18 protein-coding genes and 1 riboswitch are annotated in these 24,847 nt (G+C 66.9%); of the genes, 14 read left to right on the forward strand and 4 right to left on the reverse strand.

All coding sequences use genetic code 11. The features are described from left to right. Positions 1-146: 146 nt before the first annotated feature. The 4 genes from EDC02_RS22555 to EDC02_RS22570 all read left to right on the forward strand — a co-directional run bounded on the left by EDC02_RS22555 (position 147) and on the right by EDC02_RS22570 (position 5,536). Positions 147-1,052, forward strand: a complete 906-nt coding sequence (locus EDC02_RS22555) for a glycine betaine ABC transporter substrate-binding protein (RefSeq protein ID WP_123603682.1) — start codon at positions 147-149, stop codon at positions 1,050-1,052. 229 nt (positions 1,053-1,281) lie between these two features. Beyond that, positions 1,282-2,850 carry an aldehyde dehydrogenase family protein gene (locus EDC02_RS22560; protein WP_123603683.1) on the forward strand — a complete coding sequence of 523 codons (1,569 nt, stop codon included), beginning with the start codon at positions 1,282-1,284 and terminating at the stop codon, positions 2,848-2,850. Next, positions 2,847-4,223 (forward strand): aminotransferase class III-fold pyridoxal phosphate-dependent enzyme, encoded by a 1,377-nt coding sequence (locus tag EDC02_RS22565; RefSeq protein WP_123603684.1) that lies wholly within the window; start codon positions 2,847-2,849, stop codon positions 4,221-4,223. The genes EDC02_RS22560 and EDC02_RS22565 overlap by 4 nt, the downstream gene beginning before the upstream one ends. Beyond that, positions 4,220-5,536, forward strand: coding sequence for an aspartate aminotransferase family protein (locus EDC02_RS22570; RefSeq protein WP_123603685.1), 1,317 nt, complete (start codon positions 4,220-4,222; stop codon positions 5,534-5,536). The genes EDC02_RS22565 and EDC02_RS22570 overlap by 4 nt, the downstream gene beginning before the upstream one ends. 31 nt (positions 5,537-5,567) lie before the next feature. Here EDC02_RS22570 and EDC02_RS22575 read toward each other — a convergent pair whose 3' ends face one another. Together EDC02_RS22575 and EDC02_RS22580 are read right to left on the reverse strand one after the other, a co-directional pair. Continuing rightward, the gene (locus tag EDC02_RS22575; protein ID WP_233606430.1) at positions 5,568-6,545 is read right to left on the reverse strand and encodes a ribonucleotide-diphosphate reductase subunit beta; all 978 of its coding nucleotides are present in this window, start codon (positions 6,543-6,545) and stop codon (positions 5,568-5,570) included. Positions 6,546-6,640: 95 nt separating this feature from the next. After that, on the reverse strand, positions 6,641-9,016 hold the full coding sequence (locus tag EDC02_RS22580; RefSeq protein WP_233606227.1) for a ribonucleoside-diphosphate reductase subunit alpha: 2,376 nt from the start codon (positions 9,014-9,016) through the stop codon (positions 6,641-6,643). A gap of 140 nt (positions 9,017-9,156) precedes the next feature. Continuing rightward, a riboswitch (cobalamin riboswitch) is annotated at positions 9,157-9,367 on the reverse strand. A 94-nt stretch (positions 9,368-9,461) separates the two neighbouring features. Here EDC02_RS22580 and EDC02_RS22585 point away from each other — a divergent pair. Further along, on the forward strand, positions 9,462-10,046 hold the full coding sequence (locus EDC02_RS22585) for a hypothetical protein (protein WP_148083562.1): 585 nt from the start codon (positions 9,462-9,464) through the stop codon (positions 10,044-10,046). Here EDC02_RS22585 and EDC02_RS22590 read toward each other — a convergent pair. Then, positions 10,024-10,641, reverse strand: a complete 618-nt coding sequence (locus EDC02_RS22590; RefSeq protein WP_158632271.1) for an ROK family protein — start codon at positions 10,639-10,641, stop codon at positions 10,024-10,026. The genes EDC02_RS22585 and EDC02_RS22590 overlap by 23 nt on opposite strands. Before the next feature lie 11 nt (positions 10,642-10,652). Next, positions 10,653-11,042, reverse strand: coding sequence for a hypothetical protein (locus tag EDC02_RS41800; protein WP_233606229.1), 390 nt, complete (start codon positions 11,040-11,042; stop codon positions 10,653-10,655). Between the two features lie 988 nt (positions 11,043-12,030). On the opposite strand from EDC02_RS41800, the gene EDC02_RS22600 reads away from it, so the two are divergent. The 9 genes from EDC02_RS22600 to EDC02_RS22640 all read left to right on the forward strand — a co-directional run bounded on the left by EDC02_RS22600 (position 12,031) and on the right by EDC02_RS22640 (position 24,830). After that, a complete protein-coding gene (locus EDC02_RS22600; protein WP_148083563.1) occupies positions 12,031-13,173 on the forward strand; it encodes an SIS domain-containing protein in 1,143 nt (380 codons plus the stop codon). Positions 13,174-13,189: 16 nt separating this feature from the next. After that, positions 13,190-14,032: an SDR family NAD(P)-dependent oxidoreductase gene (locus tag EDC02_RS22605; RefSeq protein ID WP_123603691.1), complete on the forward strand. Its 843-nt coding sequence runs from the start codon at positions 13,190-13,192 to the stop codon at positions 14,030-14,032. 12 nt (positions 14,033-14,044) lie between these two features. Beyond that, positions 14,045-15,394, forward strand: a complete 1,350-nt coding sequence (locus EDC02_RS22610; protein WP_123603692.1) for an acetyl-CoA carboxylase biotin carboxylase subunit family protein — start codon at positions 14,045-14,047, stop codon at positions 15,392-15,394. A 212-nt stretch (positions 15,395-15,606) separates the two neighbouring features. Then, the gene (locus EDC02_RS22615) at positions 15,607-16,617 is read left to right on the forward strand and encodes an inosamine-phosphate amidinotransferase 1 (protein ID WP_199757732.1); all 1,011 of its coding nucleotides are present in this window, start codon (positions 15,607-15,609) and stop codon (positions 16,615-16,617) included. Positions 16,618-16,635: 18 nt separating this feature from the next. Then, the gene (locus EDC02_RS22620; RefSeq protein WP_123603693.1) at positions 16,636-18,087 is read left to right on the forward strand and encodes an aldehyde dehydrogenase family protein; all 1,452 of its coding nucleotides are present in this window, start codon (positions 16,636-16,638) and stop codon (positions 18,085-18,087) included. A 96-nt stretch (positions 18,088-18,183) separates the two neighbouring features. Next, positions 18,184-19,452, forward strand: a complete 1,269-nt coding sequence (gene ectB, locus EDC02_RS22625; RefSeq protein ID WP_123603694.1) for a diaminobutyrate--2-oxoglutarate transaminase — start codon at positions 18,184-18,186, stop codon at positions 19,450-19,452. A 34-nt stretch (positions 19,453-19,486) separates the two neighbouring features. After that, complete coding sequence (locus tag EDC02_RS22630; protein WP_123603695.1) at positions 19,487-20,779, forward strand: phosphoribosylamine--glycine ligase; 1,293 nt, start codon at positions 19,487-19,489, stop codon at positions 20,777-20,779. Between the two features lie 210 nt (positions 20,780-20,989). Then, positions 20,990-22,396, forward strand: coding sequence for a circularly permuted type 2 ATP-grasp protein (locus EDC02_RS22635; protein WP_148083564.1), 1,407 nt, complete (start codon positions 20,990-20,992; stop codon positions 22,394-22,396). Continuing rightward, the gene (locus tag EDC02_RS22640) at positions 22,389-24,830 is read left to right on the forward strand and encodes a lantibiotic dehydratase (RefSeq protein ID WP_123603697.1); all 2,442 of its coding nucleotides are present in this window, start codon (positions 22,389-22,391) and stop codon (positions 24,828-24,830) included. The genes EDC02_RS22635 and EDC02_RS22640 overlap by 8 nt, the downstream gene beginning before the upstream one ends. Positions 24,831-24,847 lie beyond the last annotated feature (17 nt).

Consider the following 24,847-nt stretch of genomic DNA (forward strand, 5'->3'; position numbering starts at 1 on the left):
AGTCCGACCGGACCGACCCGAAGACCGAACCAGAGCTGCACCGTAACCGAACCGAGATCCCGCAGGGAGGGTCACCGGTGCCGGCGCCCTGCCTCGCTGCCGCGAGTCCGCCGGTGTATGGCAACACGATGGAAGGACGACAACGAATGTTCCGCAACAATCCGCTACGCCGGGCCGCAGTGGCGGCCACCGCCGCCCTGGCCCTGGGGCTCGCCGCCTGCGGCAGCGACGCCGACAGCGACAGCGACACCGGTACCGGCACCGTCGACAAGAGCATCACCATCGGCTACATGGCCTGGGACGAGGCGATCGCCGCCTCCTACCTGTGGCAGAACATCCTTGAGGCCGAGGGGTACGAGGTCGAGCTGACCAACGTCGAGGCCGGCGTGGTCTACTCCGGTCTGGCCTCCGGTGACATCGACCTGTTCCTGGACGGCTGGCTGCCGCAGACGCACGCCTCCTACATGGAGGAGTACAGCGACGACCTGGAGACGATCGGGGTCTGGTACGACAACGCCAGCCTGAGCATCGCCGTCCCCGCCTACGTGGACGGGGTCGACTCGCTGGCGGACCTGGCCGACAACGCCGAACTGTTCAACAACGAGATCATCGGCATCGAGCCGGGCGCCGGTCTGACCGCCGCCACCCAGGACAACGTCATGCCGACCTACGGGCTGGACGACTACGAGCTGCGGACCTCGTCCACCCCGGCGATGCTCGCCGCGCTGCAGAGCGCGATCGGCGACGAGGAGCCGATCGTGGTGACCCTGTGGCACCCGCACTGGGCCTACTCGAACTACGAGCTGAAGGACCTGGCCGACCCGGAGGGCACCCTGGGTACCGCCGAGGAGATCACCACGCTGGCCCGGACCGGGTTCAGCGCGGACTTCCCCGAGGTGACCGCGATGCTGGAGAAGTTCCAGATGGACGACCAGCAGCTCGGTTCGCTGGAGGACCTGATGTTCAACGTGCACGAGGGTGACGAGCCGGCCGCCGTCGAGGCGTGGCTGTCGGAAAACCCGGACTACCTGTCCACCCTGGGTGTCTCCTGACACCGGACTGACTGACCGAAGCACCGCGGACCGGGGTGTCCGGGCTGGCCTGACGGCCGGTCCGGGCACCCCGGTCCCGTCTGTCGGCAGCCCTACCCGAGCTCGATACGGCAGCGAAGTTCTTGCTTCTGATCCGCGTTGCGCAGTAGATTTTCCTGCATGACGCGATGATGTCTGGAATTTTTGCCACCCCTTCACCGGGTGCCGCCCCGCCGAGAGGAGTTCTTCCGTGGCCGATCGTTTCCGGGTCACCTACGCGACCCTGTCCGCTGACAACGAGGACCTGCACACGGCGTACGAGGACGGCGCGGACCGGGCGCGCGCCTGGCTGGGCCAACGCCTGACCCCGGTGGTCGACGGCACCGCCCGGCCCGGGGTCGACCCAGCCGAGCTGGTCAGCCCCGGCGACGTGACACTCAAACTGGCCACCGTCACCGCCGCCACCGACCAGGACGTCGACGCGGCGGTCACCGCCGCGCACGCCGCCGCGCCCGGCTGGGCCGCGACACCGTGGCCGGACCGGGTCGCGGTGCTGCGCCGGGCGGCCGACCTGATCAGCGACCGCTCCAACGAGTACGCCGCGCTGATGAGCATGGAGGTCGGCAAGAACCGGCTGGAGGCGCTCGGCGACGTCGAGGAGTCGGCCGACCTGATCCGCTACTACTGCGACATGTACGACAAGCATCACGGTTTCGACCAACCGATGGCGACCATCGCCGCCAACGAGTCCACCCGCAGCGTGCTCAAGCCGTACGGGGTCTGGGCCGTGATCAGCCCGTTCAACTTCCCGATGGCGTTGACCGCCGGGCCGGCCGGCGCGGCACTGGTCGCCGGCAACACCCTCGTGCTCAAGCCCAGCCTGCAGGGCACCTTCTCGGCCTGGAAGTTCTTCGAATGTCTGATCGACGCCGGGCTGCCGACCGGCGTCGCGCACTTCCTCCCCGGCGGCGACGACCCGGGCCGGGCGCTGGTGGCGCACCCCGGCGTCGGCGGCCTCACCTTCACCGGGTCGTACGAGACCGGCATGTCGATCATCCGGGCGTTCACCGGCGCCTACCCGAGGCCGGTGATCTGCGAGATGGGCGGCAAGAACGCCGCGATCGTCTCGGCCCGGGCCGACCTGGACCGGGCCGTCTCCGGCGTCGCCCGCTCCGCGTTCGGCTTCTCCGGCCAGAAGTGTTCGGCCTGCTCCCGGGTGTACGTGGCGCGCGAACTCCACGACGAGTTCGTCGCCCGGCTCGCCGAACGGGCCGAGTCACTGGTCGTCGGCGACCCGCTGGCCCGCGACACGTACCTCGGTCCGGTCATCGACGCCGCCGCCGTACGCCGCTACGGCGAGGCGGTCGCGCACGCCGCGACCGTCGGCCGGGTGGTCACCGGCGGCCAGGTGCTCGCCGGGGTCGACGGCCGCCCCGACGGCTACTACCTGGCACCGGCCGTCGTCGCCGACGTACCGTCCGACGACGACCTCTTCCAGCGGGAGCTGTTCGTGCCGTTCGTGGCGGTCAGCCCGGTCGACTCGGTCGACGAGGGCCTGGACCGGGCCAACAGCGTGCCGCTGGGCCTGACCGCCGGGTTCTTCTCCACCGACCAGGGCGAGATCGACCACTTCCTCGACCGGATCGAAGCCGGCGTCGTCTACGTCAACCGGCCGGCCGGCGCCACCACCGGCGCCTGGCCCGGGGTGCAGCCGTTCGGCGGCTGGAAGGGCTCCGGCAGCACCGGCAAAGCCGGCGGCGGACCGTACTACCTCCAGCAGTTCCTCCGCGAGCAGTCGCAGACGGTGGTGGCCTCATGACGACGACCCCCGACTGGTTCGACCCGGACCGACCGCAACCGCACCTGGTCACCGAACTGCCCGGCCCGCAGGCCCGCGAAGTGCTGGCCCGCGACCGGGCGGTGACCAGCCCGTCGCTGCCCCGCGCCTACGCGATCGCGCCCCGGCGCGGCCACGGCGCCGTCGTCGAAGACGTCGACGGCAACCTGTTTCTCGACTTCAACGCCGGGATCGCGGTCACCTCCACCGGCCACTGCCACCCGAGCGTCGTCGAGGCGGTGCAGCAGCAGGCCGCGACCCTGCTGCACTACTCGGCCAGCGACTTCTACCTGCCGCTGTACGGCCAGATGTGCCAGGCGCTGGCCGAGACCGCCCCGATGGACGGGCCGGTACGGGTCTTCCTGACCAACTCCGGAGCCGAGGCCGTCGAGGGCGCGTTGAAGCTGTCCCGGTACGCCACCGGCCGCCAGTACGTGATCAGCTTCTACGGCTCGTTCCACGGCCGCACCTACGGGGCGATGACGCTGACCGGGTCGAAGTCCAAGTATCACAAGGGGTTCGGCCCGCTGCTGCCCGGCGTGCTGCACGCGCCCTACGCCCCGGCGTCGCTGGACTTCATCGAGGAGGTGCTCTTCGAGCACCAGGTGGATCCGAGCGAGGTCGCGGCAATCTTCGTCGAACCGATCCAGGGTGAGGGCGGCTTCATCGTGCCGCCGGCCGGCTGGCTCGCCCGGCTACGGCGGATCTGCGACCAGCACGGGATCCTGCTCGTCGCCGACGAGGTGCAGTGCGGCATGGGCCGCACCGGCCGGATGTGGGCGATCGAGCACACCGGCGTACAGCCGGACATCCTGATCAGCGCGAAGGGCATCGCCTCCGGCCTGCCGCTGGGCGCGTTCCTGGCCCGGTCCGAACTGATGGAGAGATGGGGTCCGGGCGCGCACGGCTCCACCTACGGCGGCAGCCCGGTGCCGTGCGCCGCCGGCCTCGCCACCCTGCGGGTCATCCAGGACGAGGGCCTGCTGGACAACGCCACCGCGCAGGGCGAGTTCCTGCTCGCCGGGCTGCGCGAGCTGCAGCAGGCGTACCCCCGGCTGCTCGTCGACGTACGCGGGGTCGGCCTGATGATCGGCGTCGAGTTCCCCACCGGTGAGATCGCCGGCCAGGTGCAGCAGGCGGCCTTCACTCGCGGCCTGCTGGTGCTGGAGGCCGGCGTCAACGCGGTACGGATGTCACCGCCGCTGGTGATCACCCGGGCCCAGGCGCAGACCGGTCTGCGGCTGTTCGGCGCGGCCGTCGCCGAGGTCGCCGCCGACCTGCAGGCCACCGGCAACGGAAAGGTCGAAGCCGGCGGGGCCGTCGAAGCTGGCGGGTCCGTCGCCGTACCGGGATGAGCCACGTCTTCGGTCGGGTGTCCGACGACGCGCCACGGATCGCCTCGGCGTCCGGTGCGCAGCTGTGGGACACCACCGGCAAGCGCTACCTCGACGCCGCCGCCGGGGCGATCGTCGTCGGCATCGGCCACGGCGTCACCGAGGTGGTCCGGGCGCAGGCCGAGCAGGCCGGCGCGGTCGCGTACGCGCACGGCTCGATGTTCCGCGCCGACGTGCTGGAGGAGTACGCCGCCGAGCTCGCGGCCGTACTGCCGATGGACGATCCGTTGGTCTTCCCGGTCTCCGGCGGCAGCGAGGCGGTGGAGACCGCGCTGAAGATGGTTCGCGCCTACCACCTGGCCCGGGGCGAGGACCGGCACCTGATCGTCGGCCGGGTCGGCTCCTACCACGGCAACTCCCGGGGCGCGTTGGACGCCTCCGGCCGGGCCGGGCTGCGCGCGCCGTACCTGCCGTGGCTGGGGCAGGCGGCGCACACCTCGACCCCGTACGAGTACCGCTGCCCGTTCCCGGACACCCATCCGGTCGGCTGCGGGGCGCGGCACGCGGCGGCGCTGGCCGAACTGTGCCGGGCCCGGCCGGTGGCGGCGTTCATCGCCGAGCCGATCGCCGGGGCCGGGCTGGGCGCCTGCGTCCCGCCGGACGACTACTGGCCGGCCGTCGCCGAGGTCTGCCGCCGGTACGGGGTGCTGCTCGTCGCCGACGAGGTGATGACCGGCTTCGGCCGTACCGGCACCTGGTTCGGCGTCGACCACTGGGGGGTACGCCCGGACATCCTGGTCGCGGCGAAGGGCGCCAGTTCGGGCTACTGGCCGCTGGGGCTGGCCGTCGCTTCCGGCCCGGTGCACGACGCGATCGCGCGCACCGGGTTCACCCACGGCTTCACCTACTCGCACCATCTGGTCGGCGCGGCCACCGGCCGGGCGGTGCTGCGGGTGCTGCGCGAGCGGGACCTCGTCGCGGCCGGCCGCCGGGCCGGCGAGTCGCTGCGCCGGGCCCTGCGCCGGGAGCTGGCCGACTCGCCGTACGTCGGGGACGTCCGCGGGCGCGGTCTGCTGGTCGGCGTCGAACTGGTCGCCGACCGGCAGACCGCGCGGCCGTTCCGCCGTACCGCCCGGGTCGCCGAACGAGTGGTCGCCGCCGCCCGGCACGCCGGTCTGCTGCTCTACAGCGGCACCGGCTGCGCCGACGGCGTCGACGGGGACGTGATCCTGCTCGGCCCGCCGCTGGTCGTCTCCGCCGACGAGGTCGAGGAGATCGCGGTCGGCACGGCGGCGGCGATCCGCGCCGTCACCGAGCCGGCCGCAGCGGGGTAGCCGGTCGCGGCGGGCCGGGCGGGGACGCGGGTCAGAAGTCGTCGTCGAAGGTCACCGAGCCGGTCACCCCGACCTGGTACGCCGACACCCGCCGCTCGAAGAAGTTGGACAGCTCCTGCACGTCCTGCAGCTCCATGAAGGCGAACGGATTCTTCGACCCGTACATCGGCTCGATGCCGAGCACCGCGAGCCGCCGGTCGGCGACGTGCTGCAGGTATTCCCGCATGTCGGCCAACGACATCCCGGACACGCCCTGGTCGAGCAGGTCCGCGGCGAACTGCACCTCGCACTCCACCGCCTCGGCCAGCATCTGCCTGACCTGCTGCTCCATTTCGGAGTCGAACAGGTCCGGTTCCTCGGCGCGGACCGTGTCCACCACGTCGAAGGCGAACGCCATGTGCATCGACTCGTCGCGGAACACCCAGTTGGTGCCCGAGGCGAGACCGTGCAGCAGCCCCCGGGACCGCAGGAAGTACACGTACGCGAAGGCGCCGTAGAAGAACAACCCTTCGATGCAGGCGGCGAAGCAGATCAGGTTGAGCAGGAAGGCCCGCCGGTCGGCGCGGGTACGCAGCTCCCGCAGCTCGAAGATGGAATCGATCCACCTGAAGCAGAACTCGGCCTTACGGGCAATCGACGGGATGTTCTCCACCGCCGCGAACGCCGCGAACCGCTCCCGCTCGTCCGGCACGTAGGTGTCCAGCAGGTTCAGGTAGAACTGGACGTGCACCGCCTCCTCGAACAGCTGCCGGGACAGGTAGAGCCGGCCTTCCGGAGAGTTGACGTGCTGGTAGAGGTTGAGCACCAGGTTGTTCGCGACGATGGTGTCGCCGGTGGCGAAGAACGCGACCAGCCGGGACACCAGGTGCTGCTCGGCCGGCGACAGCTTGGCCAGGTCCGGCAGGTCGGAGTGCAGGTCGACCTCCTCCACCGTCCAGGTGTTCTTGATCGCGTCCCGGAACCGGTCGAAGAACTGTGGGTAGCGCATCGGCCGCAGGGTCAGGTCCATGCCGGGGTCGAGCAGCAACTGCCGTCGGCCCGCGCCAGCAGCGTTACTGGTGGCGGCGCTAGTGGTCGCGGAGACGGTGCTGGTTTCGGAGACGGTCACTGGCAGGCCTCACAGGTTTCGGGGTTTTCCAGGTAACAGGCCGACGCCTCGTCGGCGCCGGCCGCGACGACCGGCCCGACGACCGGCCCGACGACCGGCCCGACGACCGGCCCGGCGACCGGCCCGGCGGTCGGCGCGATGCCGACGGTGGCCTGCTGGATCCGGGTCGCCGGACGCGACCGCAGGTAGTAGGTGGTCTTCAGCCCGGACTTCCAGGCGTACAGGTACATCGAGGACAGCTTGCCGATGGTCGGCGCACTGAGGAACAGGTTCAACGACTGCGACTGGTCGACGTACGGGGCGCGGGCGGCGGCCAGGTCGATCAGCGCCCGCTGCGGCAGCTCCCACGCGGTACGGAACAGCTCCCGCACGTCGGCGGGCAGGTCCGTGAGGCCCTGCACCGACCCCTCGGCCCGCTTGATCTGCTCCCGGACCGGTGCCGTCCACAGCCCGCGCGCCTTCAGCTCGCCGACCAGGTACGTGTTGATCTGCAGGAACTCCCCGGACATGGTTTCGCGCTTGAACAGGTTGGACACCTGCGGCTCGATGCATTCGTAGCAGCCGGCGATCGACGCGATCGTGGCGGTCGGCGCGATCGCGACCAGCAGCGAGTTCCGCAGGCCGTGTGCGGCGATCGTCGACCGGAGTCGGGCCCACCGCTCGGGCTGGCCCGGCTCGGCGCCGCACAGGTCCTGGTGCAGCTCGCCCCGGGCGGCCCGGGTCTCGGCGTACGCCGGATGCGGGCCGAACCGTTCGGCGAGCCCGGCGGAGGTTTCCAGCGCGGTCAGGAAGATTTCCTCCTGTACGCGGGTGGACAACTCCCGGGCCGGTACCGAGTCGAACGGCAGCCGCAGCGTGAAGAACGCGTCCTGCAGGCCCATCAGCCCCAGCCCGACCGGACGCCAGCGCGGGTTCGACGCCGCCGCCTGCGCCGCCGGGTAGTAGTTGATGTCGATTACCCGGTCGAGGAACACCACGGCGGTACGGACCGTGGCGCGCAGCTTGTCCCAGTCGACGCCGTCGGCGGTGACGTGCGCGCCGAGGTTGATCGACCCGAGGTTGCACACGGCGGTCTCGGTGTCGCTGTTGACCTCGAGGATCTCGGTGCACAGATTGGACAGGTGGATCGTGTTGCCCGGCTCGCCGGTCTGGTTGGACAGCCGGTTCGCGGCGTCCTTGAACGTCATCCACCCGTTGCCGGTCTGCGCCAGGGTGCGCATCATCCGCCCGTACAGGTCGCGGGCCTTGACCGTCCGGACCGCCTTCTTCTCCGCCGCCCGGTACGCCTCGTCGAACGCCTCGCCGTACAGGTCGGGCAGCTCCGGCGCGTCGGACGGGTCGATCAGCGACCAGTCGGCGTCCGCCTCGACCCGGCGCATGAACTCGTCCGGGATCCAGTTGGCCAGGTTCAGGTTGTGGGTGCGCCGGGCGTCCTCACCGGTGTTGTCCCGCAGCTCCAGGAACTCCTCGACGTCCGGGTGCCACGGCTCCAGGTAGACGCAGGCGGCGCCCTTGCGGCGGCCGCCCTGGTTGACCGCCGCGACCCCGGCGTCGAGGGTCTTGAGGAACGGCACGATGCCGTTCGACCTGCCGTTGGTGCCCCGGATCAGCGCGCCCCGGCCACGGATCCGCGACCAGGAGATGCCGATCCCGCCGGAGAACTTCGACAGCTTCGCCACCTGGTGGTAACGCTCGTAGATCGAGTCGAGCTCGTCGCGCGGCGAGTCGACCAGGAAGCACGACGACATCTGGGTGTGCCGGGTGCCTGAGTTGAACAACGTCGGTGAGCTGGGCAGATAGGCCAGGCTGGAGATCAGCCGGTAGAAGTCGATCGCCTCGGCCGGCGTCTGGGACAGCCCGCACGCCACCCGCAGCAGCCAGTACTGAGGCGTCTCCACCACCAGCCGGGTCTGCGGATGCCGCAGCAGGTAGCGGTCGGCCACCGTTCGCAGCCCGAAGTACTCGAAGCGCAGGTCGCCGTCGACGTCGACGGCGTCGTCGAGTTTGCGGGCGTTGCGGGCGACGAAGGCGGCGGTGTCGTCGCCGATCAGCCCGAGGCCGTGGGCGTATCGGATCGACTGGCTGAAGCTGGCCACCTGCTGGCCGCGGACCTCCTTGTCCACGTAGGCGGCGAGCAGCCGGGCCGCCAGTTTCGAGTACTGCGGTTCCTCGCCGATCAGCTCCGCCGCCGTCTGGATCGACAGTTTGTCCAGCTCGGCGGTTGTCGCCCCGTCGTACAGTCCGCTGATCGTCCGGGTCGCCACCCGCAGCGGGTCGACCTCGTCCAGGTCGGCGACCCAGTGTTCGACCGCCTTGACGATCTTGTTGACGTCCACCGGTTCGGTGTCGCCGTTGCGCTTGCGTACCTGCATCGGTTCCCCTTGTCGTGCCTGTCCACCGGTCGACGGACACGCGGGGAGGACGCCACCGGTCACTCACCTGGCGGTCTGCTCCGCCGGCGTGGACCGGTCGTCGGCGTCGGCCGTCCCGCGCGGCCTTCGACCACCGCACGCGACGCGTGCGGCACGCTGGCAGGTCTTCGGACTCGTGGGCGTCGTGCCGGTGCCTACTGGCCGTCGCTTCCCGGACCCGCCACGGGTCCAGTGCTCGGTGACGGCGGTCGTTCCCACTCACCGCTGCGGGGCAGTCCCGGACTCCCACCGGGTTCCCTCTTGCCTCGACCACCGCCGAGGGGTGGCCGAACCAGCTGCGGGATACACCATATATGGGAGCGAGCCAGAAGACACAACACCAGATACTGTGTTCGGCGTGTCGCGGCGTCGGGTCGCACCGGGTCCGGGGAGGAGGGTCCGTCGGGTGAGAAGCGTGCTATGGGGTCTGTACGGGGCGGTGCTCGGTACCCTGCTCGTCGGCGTCGTCGGGGCGCTCAGCATCCAGGCGACCGGGCTGCGGGCCGGTGCGGTCTTCGACCTGAACAACACCCTCGCCGGTGTCACCTCGCCACGCACCCCGTACCTGGCGATGCTCGGAATCGCGGCGGTGAGCAGCCTGGCCGCATGGGCGCTGACCGCCGGGCCCCGGCGACGGCCCCGACTGTGCCGGGTGGGCCTGGTCGTCGGCTTCGGCGCGTCGACCGTGGCGCTGATTGCCCTTTCGTTCGTCATCGCACCGGCGGACATCGACGCGGGGCGCGAACTGCTGCTGGGCGTCATGCCGGGCTGGCGGGGCTGGATCCACAAAGGGGGCGGCGAGTCCGCCGTACACCTGCTGGTGGCCCTGGCAATCGGATCGTTGTGGCTCTATCCGGACCGACAATCGGCCCGGCCCGCCGCTGCCAGCGGCGGCGGTACGGGCGGACGAGGTGGCGACCCGGCGACCGGCAGACAAGGTGGCGGCGCGGCGGCGGGTGCCGAGACCGTCATCGACCTCGGCCAGCGCTGAACCGGCCAGCGCTGAGCTGGCCGGCAAGCAGCGCGGCGCCGGCCAGCACGGCGGCGTTGCCGAGCCGGGCGGTACGCACCGGCAGCCGGTCGATCCCGGGCAGCGCCGCCGCGTGCAGCGCGGCGCGTACGCCCGCGACGAACCGGTCGCCGAGCCCGACCACACCACCGCCGAGGACGACCACCTCGGGATCGAGCAGGTTGGCGGCGGTGGCCAGCCCGGTGCCCAGCACCCGGGCCGCCAGGTCGGTCACCTCCAGCGCGACCGGATCGCCGTTGGCGGCCGCCGCCGCGACCTCCTCCAGGGGCGGTGCCGCACCGCGACCGGTCCGGGCCGCGTACTCGGCGGCGATCGCCGGGCCGGCCGCGTACGCCTCGACGTGGTCGACCGCGCCGCAACCACAGCGGCGGCCGAGGCGCCGGGCGGCCGGCAGGTGCCCGACGCTGCCGGCGAAGCCGTGCCGGCCCACCACCACGTCGCCGCCGACCACGATGGCGCCGCCGGTACCGGTGCCGGCGGCGACGACGAGCGCGGCGGCGATCTTCGTACCTCCGATGTCGACACCGATGGTGACCGGGTCGCCGGTGCCGGCCATGGTTGCCTCCATCAGTGCTGCCCAGCCAGGCTCGCCGAACTGCCGGCGCTGGCGGCACCGGTCGGGCCGGTCGGGCGTGGAGCGGCCGGGCCGGTCAGGCGTGGAGCGGCCGGGCCGGTCAGGCGTGGAGCGGCCGGGCCGGTCAGGCGTGGAACGGCCGCGGCGAGGCACCGGGTCAACGCGGCCGGGTCGGTGATCGCGGTTCCGACGACCGCCGCGTGCGCGCCTGCGGCGAACGCGGCACGCACCTGGTCGGGGGTGGCGAACCGGCCCTCGGCGACGGTCCGGACCCCGACGGCGGTGAGCGCCTCGACCAGCTCCCAGCGTGGGGTGATCAGGTCGCGGTCGGCGGCCCGCTCCCTGTGCAGCGCGATCACCGGAAGGTCCACGGCGGACTTCACCGCCCGTACGTCGTCGGGGTGGTTGACCCGTACGGCGGCGGCACCGCCAAGGGCGGCGCACTCGGCGAGCCGGGCGATGACCGACGGTACCCGCAGCGGATGCCCCTCGGGGGGCCTGGCAGGAGACCAACAGGCCGCCAGCGATCGCCGCCACCGGCTCGCTCGGCGGGGCCACCGGGTCCTGTTCGGCTCCGCCGACTCGTCCGAGTCCGACTGTCCACACGGAAGCCCACCCGGACCTCACCGTAGCCGACAGGACCACCATGACCAGCAGTTATCTCGCAACGCGATGACCATCACCCAACGCTCGCCCTGGAGGCGCGAGATGCCCAGACCGAAACGATCAGGTGAGGATGAAACTCCCCCGGTAGATCAACAAGAGACATTGACGGCTACCCCTTGACTGACCAACTGGCGACCGGTAGCTTTTTATCTAAATCATCCATCAGGGGGACCGCGATGATCTTAAATCGGACTGGCCATTTCTCGCTGTCGCCGATTACGCCAGTCCAGCACCGGAAAGACCGCTAGTCAGTCGCAGCCGTCCTGCGCCAGACCTAAGATAGCCGGTCAGGGCCGGTCACTCTTGATCATCTCACCGCACTACTTGATCCATTGATGACCTGGCAAATCTCCAGCCCTGCCTATGGCGATCCAATCAAACCCAGTCGCAATTCTTGGCTGCCCAGTTCCTTATGCTCGGCACCGTCGGTGGACCACGCGGCACCCGCCAACCGTGTGGCATCGGGGTGCACATAGCGCCCGATCGGACCACCGACAGACCGATGAATCGGCGCGCTGGGAGTGGCACGGGTCAACGCGGGAACGACTGAGCCGGGCGACGCGATCACAATCGCCACCGGCGTCGCGTTGCTGACAGCGATCCCGTCGGTCGGACCACCGGCCTGGACGGCTCGAGCCGCTGTCGCGACTCCAGCACTTCTCCACGGAAATAGCCAACACAAGGAGCTGTTAGGTGCAACCGCGTTTGGAACGACTTGAGCCAATGCTGGGAACCCCCCTCTTCGAGAGTCTCCTCTGGGGACATGAGTACGACCTCAGCGGTCTTGACCCGGACCTGCAAGAGCGCATCGGGTCCGGGCAGTTCAAGCGGATCGTGTTCTACGGGATGGGCTGCTCCTCTGTCGTGTCGGACATCGTGAAGGGCTTCTTCTTGTCCGAAGGCATTCCGGTGCACGTCCAAGTCGTCAACGACTACGACCTGGACTGGTTCGTCAACCGGGAGGTCGTGAATGATCCTTGCACGCTGACGATCATCGTGTGCTACAGCGGATGGTCGGTCGAGCCGTGTCTGTTCTACGATGCCATGCACGAGATGAACGCCGGCCGGAACCTGCTCGTTCTCACCGGCGGCGGCAAGATCGCCGGGATGTGCCGGGAGGACGGTACCTCACTGATCCAGTACAAGCTCCGCCACGCAGACCGAGAATACCCTCTCTACCACGTACAGCAATTCTTCGCGATATTCCTCGACCTCTTCCACCGGCTAGGCATCACGCAGCGTTCATACCGGGAGGAACTGGAGGCGTCGGTCGCCTTCCTCAAGGACGCGTTTCACGGAGGTACCCTCGAGAAAGCGGAGGCCATCGCCGTCAGGCTGCGGGACAGCCGGATCGCCCTGCTCGGCACCGCCGACTGGTACGTGACCCTGCTCAAGCAGACCACAATGTTCTTCAACGAGATCGCGATGGTCCCGACCCACCGCAACCTGCTCCACGAGTTCAGCCACACCGAGGTCGCAGCCTATTCCGATCCGTCAGCCAAGCAGGCCATGGTCGTGTTCCGCGACGCAAACGCGGACGACTACACACAGAACAAGATCCGGACCTTGGAAGAGCTGTTCGGAGACCAGAGCATCCCACAGAACAAAAATATCGAGTTCGTCATCATCGACCTCGACCAGGAAGACTTTTTCAAAAAGTTCTTCTTTGGCCACTTTTTTACAGTCTACATCGCCTACTACCTCGGCCTCCGCGCCGACGTGGCGGGCCGCGACCTCATCTCCATCGCGGCGGGCAACCCTTGGTGGAGCCAGCGCTCGATCGAACTGTTCCCGAAGTGCGTCGACATCCCATCGAACCTCGACCCGGAGTCCGCCGCCGCCCGATGACAGATTGCGTCACGACATGGGATACAAGCAGCTCACTCTCATCACCGGGGGCAGCCGCGGCATCGGACGCTGCCTGGTGCAGTCGTTTCTCGCGCACACAGACGTACTCAATGTGTCCAGGACGCCCGCCCGGGACGACGAGGGCTCCGCCGGGCACAAGCGGTATCAGCTTCACCACCTGAGCATTGACCTGGCGAACACGGCACGCGTCGAGTCACTCCTGACGACATGGCTCAAGGACCATCCCGACCACCGGGTCACGACGCTCATCCACAACGCAGCTGTCTCGCCCTTGGGCTGGCTCCACGAACTCTCGGACGCCGAGGTCGAGCAGGCATTCCGGGTCAACGTCTACGCACCGCTCGCCATCACGGCGTCACTACAGCGAATCGGGCGCTTCGCGATGGACGGCGCCCGCGTGGTCTACGTCACCTCGTCCCTCGCGCGTCCGGTGCCCGAGCTTTCCTTTGCCTGTCTCGGGCTGTACAGCATGACAAAGGCCGCGCTAAACAGGATGGCCCTCATCCAGAGCCGCGAATTCGAGCTCACGGCACCCCACATCACCGTCATCCGTGCTCACCCCGGGATCGTCGACACCGACCTCCAACGCGACCTACGCAGACATCCGCAAATGGACCCAGCATTCAAAATGAAGACCGCCAGGCTACCTCCCTATCGGGAAGGTGAATGGCACGACGTCTCACCCCGGGACCATATGCGTACCGTTTCCCCCGAGTTCTCCGCCGAGTTCATCGAGTGGGTGACCGGACTCGATAACGGCACGTCCAACGAATACGACTTCTACCAGGCCGAGGAGTTCCATGCCGCCCGGGGCAGCACGGGAAATCAACAACATTGAACCAGGAGTTTCATGAGCCACATTGTCTTCGTGGAGACCTCGGGGTCAGGCGTAAACGCGATTAATCACGCGAAGCAGGCCGGTCACACCGTAACATACCTGTATTCTCCCCGGTACGACTTCACAGCTTCTTCCGGACAACGTCAGCTCGCGAGAAAGCTGGCGGACCGCACCGCCGAGATGCGCAACGTCCGTACCCCGGAGGATCTGTTGGCCACCCTGCGGGCGGCCGGCACCCGGCCCGACGAGGTCGACGCGGTCCTCTCGACGCTGGCCTTCTGCGCACCTCTGGCCGCATCGCTCGCCAGCCTGATCGGAGCGCGGGGCACCCCCGCGGAGGGTGTCGCCACCGCTCGCGACAAGGGCCGGTGTCGGCAGGCCCTCGACGAAGCCGGCGTCCCGAGCCTCGCCTACTCGGTAGTCGGGTCCGAAGACGAAGCACTGGCCGCCGCCGAGGGCACCGGGTACCCGGTCATCATCAAGCCGGTCCTGGGCATCGGGAAAGGGCTGACGACCATCGCCCGCGAGCCCGCGCAGGTACGGGCCCACTTCGCTGGTCTGACCGGGGAACGGGAACACCTCCCGGCTGGCATGTCGACCCACTTCGATGAGCGCTTCGTCGTCGAGGAACTGGCCGTCGGTGACCTGTATTCCGTCGAAGTCGCTGCGGACGGTCGATCCGTCACACCTCTCGTCTCCACGCTGCAGAAGACCGGACTGCACAACTCGGTCGTGGAGCTGGGGTGCACCATCCCCTCCGCACTCGACGAGGCCACGGAACGCGAGCTCGGTGTGTACGCCGCTCAGGTGTGTAGGACACTCGGCCTCACCCTGGGCGTATTCCATGTCGAGATGATCCGCACTACCCGGGGTTTCCGGCTGGTCGAAGCCAACCCGCGGATGGCCGGCGGCGCGCTGCCCGAGACGGTCAACGCCGTCGCCGACCAGAGCATGTTCGCGATCCTGGTCGACCTGTTCCTCGGCCGGGACGCTCCGACCGCCCCGCTCAGACTCAGCGGCGCGGTGTCCCACTCCCTGCTCGGCGCCGCCGAGGCCACGACCGTGCGGCACGATCTGGCGCCCAACTGGTTCGACCCGTTCCGGGCCAGGCTGCACTCCGGGTGGGAGCGTCTGCAGCCAGGTACCCGCGTCGGCGCCATGCGCGGCAACTTCGACCGGTTCGGAATGATCCGCACGGTCGGCACCGGCCCGGCGCAGGCGTACGAGACCTGCGCTGCGGTCAAAGCAGATATCCAACGCCACCTCGGCATCGCTCTCCTACCGGAGGCGAAGCACCGGGACACGTTGTCGTCCGGACCTGACCCACGTCGTGCGGTCAGTCCGGCGGCGGCATCCAGTTGAGCAACCGCCCCGGCACCCCGCGACACCGACCGCTCGGGCCAGAAGAGGCCTCGACCGCCTCGCAGGTTTGACATGTCAACAGAAGCCTCACCCATAGGAGCCATCCCGGTGAAAAGCACAACCCACAGTCCGACTCCCGGGTCGGGTTTCCATTGAGCACCCAGGAAGACACGATCGCTGGAGTCTGGAGCTGCAACGAGTGGGACCCCCTAGTGGAGGTCGTCGTCGGGAACCCACTCAACGCAAGATACCCGCACCCCGACCCGAGTACACGTTTCGCCGAGTTCCCCAACACCCCAGTCGATCGGATCCCGACGGGCGCATTCCCGCCGGGCATCGTCGAAGAAACCGAGGAAGATCTGGCCGCGATGATCGAGTGCCTGGAGAAGCTCGACATCGTTGTAAAGAGACCCGACACCTGGCCGCATGACCAAACGATTACCACTCCTTTGTGGTCGACGAAAGGCTTCTACAACTACTGCCCGCGAGACATATTTCTGGTCGTCGGCAACCAAATTATAGAGACACCCAACGTCATCCGCGGCCGCATGTTGGAAGCGTACAGTTACCGCAAAATCCTCGTCGAGTACCTCAAAGCCGGAGCGAAATGGTACAGCGCGCCGAAGCCCATGCTACTGGACAGCCTGTTTACCGCAGAGCAGGAAGATCTTGTCCCCAGGAACGATGAGCCAGTGTTCGACGCTGCCAACGTGCTCCGTTTCGGCCGGGATCTCCTCTACTTGATCAGCGCGACCGGAAATGACCTGGGCGCACAGTGGCTGCAGATTGCGCTCGGCGATGACTTCAGGGTCCATACCTGCCGGATCAACTATACCGGCAGTCACATCGATACATCGGTGGTCGCTCTTCGACCCGGATTGCTGCTGTGTAACCCGGAGTGGGTGACCCGGGAAATGCTTCCGCCGATCTTCGACAAGTGGAAAATCATCTACAGTCCCCCGATGGTTGGTGCCGACCGTTTTGACAGCACCTACCTGTCGCGAGCAATCGGGAGCCGGTGGATCGATATGAACCTCTTCAGCCTGAAGCCGGATCTCGTTCTCGTTGACCGCGACCAACTGCCGCTGATCAAGCTTCTTGAAGAGCAGGGGATCACCGTGGTTCCGCTCAAGATCCGCCACTCGCGGATGCTTGCCGGCGGTTTCCACTGCTCGACTCTGGACACCAAGCGCAAAGGCAGTATGGAAAACTACTTCGAGTGATCGGATGCGTAGATCGACATGATCCGACAGTATTGGCCGAACTACATCGACGGAGATTTCTGCCACGGCGGGGCTGGCAGAATCAAGGTTACGGACCCGAGTTCGGGCGACGCCCTGGCGGAACACGCTCTCGCCGATGCGGACGATGTCAACCGCGCCGTCACCGCCGCACAGCGTGTTCATCGATCCGGAGTGCTCGCCGACCTGCATCCGATGGACCGAGGCCGCATGGTCCGAGCGATTGGCGGGTACCTCGCCGACCACATCGACGACGTCAAACGCACAATCACTCTAGAGCAGGGGAAACCGCTTTTCGAGGCTGAAGCCGAAGTCAAGATGGCCATCCGTCTCTTCGACTACTTCGGCTCTATGACAGAGTCGATGGAAGGGCGCTCCGTGCCCTGCGACAGCACTCGTTTCGACTTCACGGTATACAAGCCGTTTGGCGTTTCGGCACAGTTCATGCCCTCGCACTACCCGATCTACATCCCCTCGCGCACGCTGGCGGTGGCCTTGGCAGCCGGGAACTCCTGCGTCATGAAGACATCCGAACTGTCTCCGATTTCCGCAGGCTGGCTTGCGCATGCCGCACAGGACGTCGGCTTTCCATCCGGCTCAATCAACATATTCTGCGGGCGGCGATCCGAGGCGGGCGTCGCCCTCGCCGGCCACCCAGGGATTGACCATCTGGTATTCATCGGACAAGCGCAAGCGGCCGCAGCAGTCACCGGTGCCGCCGCCAAAGGTCTTGTCCCCAGTATCGTGGAGGTCGGCGGGACGTCCCCGACGATCGTCTTCGAGGACGCAGACCTCGACGAATTCGTTGCCGAGGCACGCATGGGGTCGTACCTGAACGCGGGCCAATTCTGCTGCGGAATGTATCGGATCATCGTGCATGAGTCCCGCTACGAGGAGCTTCTCGACCGTTCAATTTCCCTGGCAGATAGTTTAGCTGTCGGCCCCGGCATCGAAAGCGGAGATGGTGAGTTCAAGCCCTACATGGGGCCAGTGGACAGCGAGAAACAGCTCGCCCGGGTGCTCGGCATCGTGGAAGACGCAACGCGGGCCGGGGCCAAGTGCGTTGCCGGTGGCACACGACTTCCGGGGGTGGGCTCCTTCCTCAGGCCGACGGTGATCCGAGACGTCGATCCATCGATGCGGGTCGCCCAGGAAGAAGTGTTCGGTCCTGTCATGGCGGTGATGAAATTCCGCACGGAGGGCGAAGCAATCGAGCTTGCCAACAGCGCCGGCCACAGCGGCCTGATGTGCAGCGTGTTCACTCGCGACCTCGGACGGATGTTACGAGCCGCAAGCAAGGTCCGAGCAGGACACATCGTCGCAAACCAGTCGATAATTGGAGGCGCGGAGGTTCCCTTCGGTGGTTTCGGTCGTGCTGGCTATGGCAGCCTCAAGGGCCGAGAGGCCCTCATGGGCTACGTGCAACGGAAAAACGTCCTTCTCAACCTGTGAAGAGGCTGGACACGAAATCCCTCCAGGAGGAATGCTGATGGACCGTCACGGTGGCGTACGGCTCGTCGAGCCGACCCTGCGCACCCAGGTTCCGGTGTGACCACCACCCAGCCTGACCCGAGCATCTTCGAGACTCTGGAGTCCGCGGTACGGAGCTACTGCCGTGGTTGGCCTGTGGTGTTCGACTGGGCTCAGGGCAGCAAACTGTACGACGAGGACGGACATGAGTTTCTGGACTTCTTTGCCGGGGCCGGTTCGCTCAACTACGGACACAACCACCCGGCGCTGAAACGCGTTCTCATCGACTACCTGGAACGGGACGGCGTCACACATGGCCTGGACATGTCTACAACCGCCAAGCGCACGTTCCTCCAGGCCTTTCAGGACATCGTGCTACGGCCACGCCGGCTGCCCTATAAAGTGATGTTCCCCGGTCCGACCGGCACCAACGCGGTGGAGTCGGCGCTGAAGCTGGCACGGAAGGTGAAGGGACGCGAGGCCATCGCATCGTTCACCAATTCCTTCCATGGCATGTCGCTGGGTGCCCTGGCTGTCAGCGGCAACGTCTCGAAGCGCGCCGGCGCGGGCGTCTCGCTGATGCACGGCATGCTGCTGCCGTTCGACAACTACTTGGGCGCCGGCGGCGACTTCCGGTGGTTCGAGCGCCTGCTGGAGGACAGGGGATCCGGGCTCAGCCACCCGGCCGCCGTCATCGTGGAAACCGTGCAGGGCGAGGGCGGGATCAACATCGCCCGCAGCGAGTGGCTACGCGCCCTCGCTCAGCTGTGCGGCCGGCACGACATGCTGCTGATCGTCGACGACATCCAGATGGGGTGCGGCCGCACCGGCGCGTTCTTCTCCTTCGAGGAGGCCGGGATCTCGCCGGACATCGTCACCGTCTCGAAGTCGATCAGTGGCTACGGCCTACCAATGTCGCTGTGCCTGTTCAAACCCGAGTTGGACATCTGGGAGCCGGGCGAGCACAACGGCACCTTCCGCGGCAACAATCCCGCCTTCGTCACCGCCAGGGCCGCCCTGGAGATCTTCTGGACCGACGGCCTTGCCATGGAGAAGCAGACCCGACAGCGGGGCGAGCAGGTCGAGCTGCAGCTCATCGCCGTCGCCGAGGAGAATGTCGCCGACGTCAGAGGGCACCGGGGCCGTGGTCTCGCCTGGGGCCTGGAATTCCACGACCGGACCCGTGCCGGGCGGGTCGCCCGTCGTGCCTTCGAGCTCGGACTACTCGTCGAGACGTCGGGCGCGGAGAGCGAGGTAGTCAAGCTGATGCCGGCGCTGACTGTCACATCCGAGGAACTGGACGAGGGCCTGGGGATCCTCGCCCGTGCGGTCCGCGAGACTGCCTGAAGACGGCAGCTGGCCAAGGAGGATTCAGACCAGGATGCCGAAATTCATGCTGTTCGGTGAGGGCAACGCGAAGGAACAGGCGTTCTGCGAACAGAGCTGGCGCACCGGCCCTCGCGCCGACGATCTGTTGTGCTGCATGTATGGAAGGAACTACTACCTCGAACGCAGTTCACGAACGGTGCGTGTGGAAGGCCTCGACGAAGCGATCTCGCTGGGCCGAGCGACGGGCGTGGAGACGGTCCTCATGCTGGCGCTCGAACAGTTCGAGGCCGGACGTGTTGAGGCCTTTCGGAGCGCTGGGTTCCGAGTAGTGGGCGTACCTACATCAGCCGCATTTCTGGAGAACAACAAAGCACGGGCAAAATCATTTATGCGACGACACGCAGTGGCATCCGCGTACAGCACCTCATTTTGCGATGCCGGCACGGCAGAGAAGTTCCTGATAGAGAACTGGGCGACCAGGAGATTCGTCGTAAAGGCAAGCTGCTATTTGTCTGACGTAAGATTCAGCTGCAGCGTTCCAGACACCCTGGAGGAGGCGATCGACGACGTCCGCGGCCTCGCCGACCACCTCGGGTCGATCGACGCTCCCCGGGCCATGGTTCTCGAGGAGAGGGCAGAAGGTCGCGAATTTTCAGTTCACGTTTTGATCGACGGGGCCAACTACAAGATCCTTCCCATGGTGCGAGACTACAAGCGGCTCCTAGAGGGCGACAAGGGACCCAACACGGCCGGAATCGGCGCCGTCGCGGCGGCGATCGACTGGGATCGGGACTTGATCTCCGGGCTACGGTCACGGATCATAGAACCGACGATCGACGGGCTACTGAAAGAGGACATCGACTACCACTTCATCCTTTACATAGGCGCCATGGTGACCCGGGATGGTCCAATCGCGCTGGAGTACAACGTTCGTCCGGGGACGCCCGAGTTCCCGGCGCTGTTAGCGGTGGCGAAGACAAGCGGGCTGGAGATGTTCACCGCTGCACAGGACGGCAAGTTCGGGTCGCTGGACATCGAGTGGGAGAACGATGAGCCCTACTCCGTAGCTGTCACGTTGACTGCGCCCGGATATCCGTTTTCATCTCTCGGATTCGGCGAATCGATATCCGGCCTAGATGACTTAGACGACGACGTTTGGCCCCTCGTCGAGCACATGTTTGCCGACCCCGAGCCGACCGTTTCTAACGGCCGGGTCCTGACTCTCGTCGCACGTGGAGCATCCTTCCAGGAGGCCAGAGAACGTGTTTACCGCAATGTCGATCGGATGCGGTTCCGAGGACTTCACACCCGACGGGACATCGGCGACCTGGTGGCGCTCGAGTAACACGGCACGGTCTGTGTGGCCGCCGACTCGACGCGCACCGCTGACACCGGCCCGGGGCCGATCGCACTGCAGGTAGGTGCTATCCCGGTTACGGACGAATCCCGATGGATCCCCGGCGGGCTTCGACCGCCGTCAGCAGTGGGGTCGGGTCAACGCCGGTATCAGGACTCTCGAGGTAGGTTTGCAGCAAAGTCTACGAGGAAGGTCACATTGTCCGCTGATTCGATCGCCGCAAGGTACCTCGAGGAGTTTGACCGCCCAATGTTGCCGCTGCCGGAGACCCCTTATGCGAAGATCAAGTACGAAGGGCGGTACCTGTCACGGCCGGTGTTCCTGGAAGCCGAGGAGCTTTGCAACCTGGAGCAGGATCTCACCCTGACGCGTGCGGCTCTTTGCTCCTTGCCTCGACGGCTGTTCGGGGGAAGCCTCGAGCTTTTTGCTCGGGCCGTTGGCATGACGGCAATTCAGGCAGAGTGCATAGTGCGGAGCGCCTACCCGTCATCCGACGCCGTCACGGACATGGCGCGGGCGGATCTCTACCGGGATGCTACCGGATTCCGGCTCCTGGAGTGGAACCTTGGCAGCACGGCAGGTGGAGCCGAGTGTGCGGACATGTGCCGGGCCCTGATCAGCGTCCCTGAGGTGGCACAGTTCCTCGCGAAGGAACGGCTGGCCTATGCGAAGACGGACGAAGCGATGCTGGCCACGTTGCGGTCTGAGACGGGTTACCCGGTAGGAACGGATCCGGTCGTGGCCATGGTGGATACACCCGGCATCTTTCCCAAGGTCGAGGCGTTGCTGCGTACCATCGCCGCACGATGGCTGGACCACGGGCTGTCAGTTAGGATTGGCCATCTGGGCGAGCTGACACGTTCGGGTGGGCGGCTGCGACTACGAGGCGAGCCGATTGACGTGGTGTTTCGTGTATTCACGTTCGAGGACGTGCTGATCCACCTCACTGATGGTGTGCTCGAGCCCTTGCTGGCCGCTGCCGAGTGCGGTGAGGTGGCGATGTTCACGCCGCTGGAAGCGGAGCTGTACGGGAGCAAGGGGGCTCTCGCTCTGCTGTCCGATCCAACCGGCCAGATCGGTCTGTCGGACGAGGAACGGGACGCTTGTGCCCGGCTGCTTCCGTGGACCAGACGAGTTGCTGCCGGCGAGGTCACGCTGGAAGACGGCGCCACCGTGGATCTGATCGCCTACACGCTGCAGCATCAGAATGATCTTGTTCTGAAGCCGAGTTCCTCGTACGGCGGAAGCGGTGTGATGGTCGGCGCCGACCCGAGCATCACACCCGCGATGTGGCGAGAGGCGCTGGCCCAGGCGATAAACGGCTCCTACGTGGTTCAGCGACTGGTCCGTCCCGCACCCGAGATGTTCCCTTCCACATCTGCGGGCGGGCCGGTCGCCTGGAGAGTCGCATGGGGGGTGTTCACGATGCGACGGGGTTACGCGGGAACGCTCGTCCGCGCCGTCCCGGCGCAAGCTGGGGACGCCGTGGTGAACATCGCTCAAGGGGCGTTCGTCGGGTGTTGTTTTCACTCGACCTCAGGGGGCGCGGTCGAGGTTGGTCCGCACACGAGCGCAGTACAGGTGGCAGGAGACTTGCATGACTGACCTAGGTGTTTCCTGGAGCGCATTCCGTACAGCGCTTCTTCGTTCAGCGGGCTTTCCGTTCGATTGGCTCAAGGATCTGTCGAGTAGCGAGCTGGAGGATCGCAGCACGCGACTAGTGGCCGCACACGCACAGCGCGAGCGTGCGCGCGACGAGGCACTGGACGCCCTGTGGGCGATGCGCGGGGACCCACATCCCACAGATCTGACCGCGCTCAACAGAGCAGTCAGGAGAGTTGGCAAGGGACAGGTCGTCGCGGAGTCCCATACAGCAATCATCGAGGCGACCCTTCGGTGGAACGATGCCGTCACCCACTTTGACTCCCTGTCCCACTCGACTGAGCTGAGCATGATCCTGGTGGCGGAATACGAGCGCGCAGCAGGACTGCTGTTGAAGCACTTCACCTCCAACTACTTCAAGGACGCCGTCCTGCTGAGTAGTCCGTCGATGTATGAAGCATGCTGCCGGGCCTCCGACGGGCGGGGCTTCCGGGGCAGCCAGCGCGAGCTGGCCGCGTACCGGTTCCTGCAGCGCTTCTGTGCCAAGAACGAGACCGGCGGCGCGGCCGGCCCGCTCAACCTGATCAGTGTTGGGGTCGCGCGGGCTGACATCGTCACAAGTTCCGACGAGTACCTGCGGGTAGACGACCCGGTGCTCGGGCGGATCGAGTATGCGGCGGCAGGAGACGGCAGGTCCGCCGAACGGCGAACCTTCATCAGCTACTGGGCAGCTCGCGAGCTCGGACGGCTACTCGGGTCGAGCGCTGTTGGTGCACCCGAGCACCGCCGGCCGTTCCGGCTCTTCGGTGCACCGACGCCTGAACTGGCAGCCGTGGACGCGCGCGTCCTGGACCGGATTGACGGTCGAAGGAGCATCAGGACACTGGCGGCAGAGCTGGACCTACCGGTCGAGACGGTGACCACCTCGGTCTCCCGGCTGACAGATCTTGCGCTGGTAGAGGACAACTGGCGGGCACCCTACTTCACCAGGGATGCCGGCGAAGATCTGCGAATATACGCCGCAGGGATCGACACGCCCGAGGCTCGAGACGTTTGCCAGTTCATTGCTGACGTGAGGAGTTTTGCGCAGGCGAAGTTGGAGGACCGGCCCGCGCTGATGTCAGCGATCACCCATGACTTCTCTCGCTTGACCGGCAAGCCAGCTTGGCGCGGGCCAGGCCGGCTCAAGGGGGATCGTGCCGTGTTCTATGAGGAGGCGAGGGGCAACATCCGGGATGCTCGGATCGGCTCCGCCGGTGCTCGCCAACTGAGTGAGCGTCTCTCCACCGCATTGGACTTCCTCGCGTCACTGGCGGTCGAGGAGCGGGCCGCAGGGCAGTTGCTTCTGGCGAGAGAGCTGGCCAGCCGGAACGTGTCTGAGCTGACCGCCGCCGAAGTCCGAGACATGGCGGCCAAAGCCCCCCTGGTACCCGAACATACGACGATGAGGCAGCGCTTCCTGGGCCTGGTCGATCCGTCCGCCTCATGTGTCGACCTCAGCCGGGCGGACCTCGCCGATGCCGGGCTGATACGGGAAGACCTCGACGATTGGCCGATCTTCGGAGCGGCGGATCTGATGCTGACCGGCCCGGGTGGCGGCGAATCAGCGGGGGGAGCATCCATGATTTTGAGTGAACTACACCATATCTGGCCGCCACTCGCCTCATGGGTGCGTGCCCTCTACGATGATCGCGAACTCGGGAACCAGGAGCTCTGGCAGACGGTAGCCGCCGAGCTGGCACCTGCGGTCCCCACCATGCAGGAGATCGTCCGAAAGGGGAAGGCGACCGACTCCTCGCCATACGGGCACACCGTTCTCTGCCTCGACACCGGGCTCCCTCTACCCGACGCGGTGACGGTACCGGCCGACCGTATAGTTGTCCGGCGCTGGCAGAACGGCTTCATCGGCCTGCATGACCCGGCCAGCCAGCGTGATCTGTGGCTGCTGCCGGACTACGACGACAACGGAGTCGACGCCGGCGGGTTGATCAACTGTGCCACTCCCGCGCTATCACTGTCGGCCTTCACACTTGGCCCCCATACCCCCCGAATAGTGATCGACGGGGTCATCGTTCAGCGTCGGCGGTGGGAGGTCAGTACGGCGGAGATCCCCAGCGGCAGCAGCCGAGTGCCCACCGACCGCGAGTGGCTCGCCCTCCAAGTCTGGCGTCATGAGCACGGTCTACCCAGGCGGGCATACTTCTGGCTCGATACCGAACGCAAGCCCATGTTCATCGACTTTTCATCGGTCCTGTCGGTCAGCAACTTCCAGCGCTGTCTACGGCCGGCACAGAGTGTGGTGCTGACCGAAGCGCAGCCTGACCCGGAGCATCTGTGGCTGCGAACCAAGGACGGAACCCTCACGGCGGAGATACGAACCCTACTCTGGAGGGATCGTCGGCGAGCATCCGCTACGGCCATGGTCCACACCGGGTGAGGAAGTCGGGTCCCGCC

This window comes from Micromonospora sp. Llam0 (genome assembly GCF_003751085.1).
Classification (GTDB): domain Bacteria; phylum Actinomycetota; class Actinomycetes; order Mycobacteriales; family Micromonosporaceae; genus Micromonospora_E.

Bases quoted from the DNA above. Each gene is read 5' to 3' on its own strand.
- EDC02_RS22555 (WP_123603682.1), top strand. From the start codon at position 147: ATGTTCCGCAACAATCCGCTACGCCGGGCCGCAGTGGCGGCCACCGCC.
- EDC02_RS22565 (WP_123603684.1), top strand. From the start codon at position 2,847: ATGACGACGACCCCCGACTGGTTCGACCCGGACCGACCGCAACCGCAC.
- EDC02_RS22570 (WP_123603685.1), top strand. From the start codon at position 4,220: ATGAGCCACGTCTTCGGTCGGGTGTCCGACGACGCGCCACGGATCGCC.
- EDC02_RS22575 (WP_233606430.1), bottom strand. From the start codon at position 6,545: ATGGACCTGACCCTGCGGCCGATGCGCTACCCACAGTTCTTCGACCGG.
- EDC02_RS22580 (WP_233606227.1), bottom strand. From the start codon at position 9,016: ATGCAGGTACGCAAGCGCAACGGCGACACCGAACCGGTGGACGTCAAC.
- EDC02_RS22590 (WP_158632271.1), bottom strand. From the start codon at position 10,641: ATGGCCGGCACCGGCGACCCGGTCACCATCGGTGTCGACATCGGAGGT.
- EDC02_RS22605 (WP_123603691.1), top strand. From the start codon at position 13,190: ATGGGATACAAGCAGCTCACTCTCATCACCGGGGGCAGCCGCGGCATC.
- EDC02_RS22610 (WP_123603692.1), top strand. From the start codon at position 14,045: ATGAGCCACATTGTCTTCGTGGAGACCTCGGGGTCAGGCGTAAACGCG.
- EDC02_RS22620 (WP_123603693.1), top strand. From the start codon at position 16,636: ATGATCCGACAGTATTGGCCGAACTACATCGACGGAGATTTCTGCCAC.
- EDC02_RS22630 (WP_123603695.1), top strand. From the start codon at position 19,487: ATGCCGAAATTCATGCTGTTCGGTGAGGGCAACGCGAAGGAACAGGCG.
- EDC02_RS22640 (WP_123603697.1), top strand. From the start codon at position 22,389: ATGACTGACCTAGGTGTTTCCTGGAGCGCATTCCGTACAGCGCTTCTT.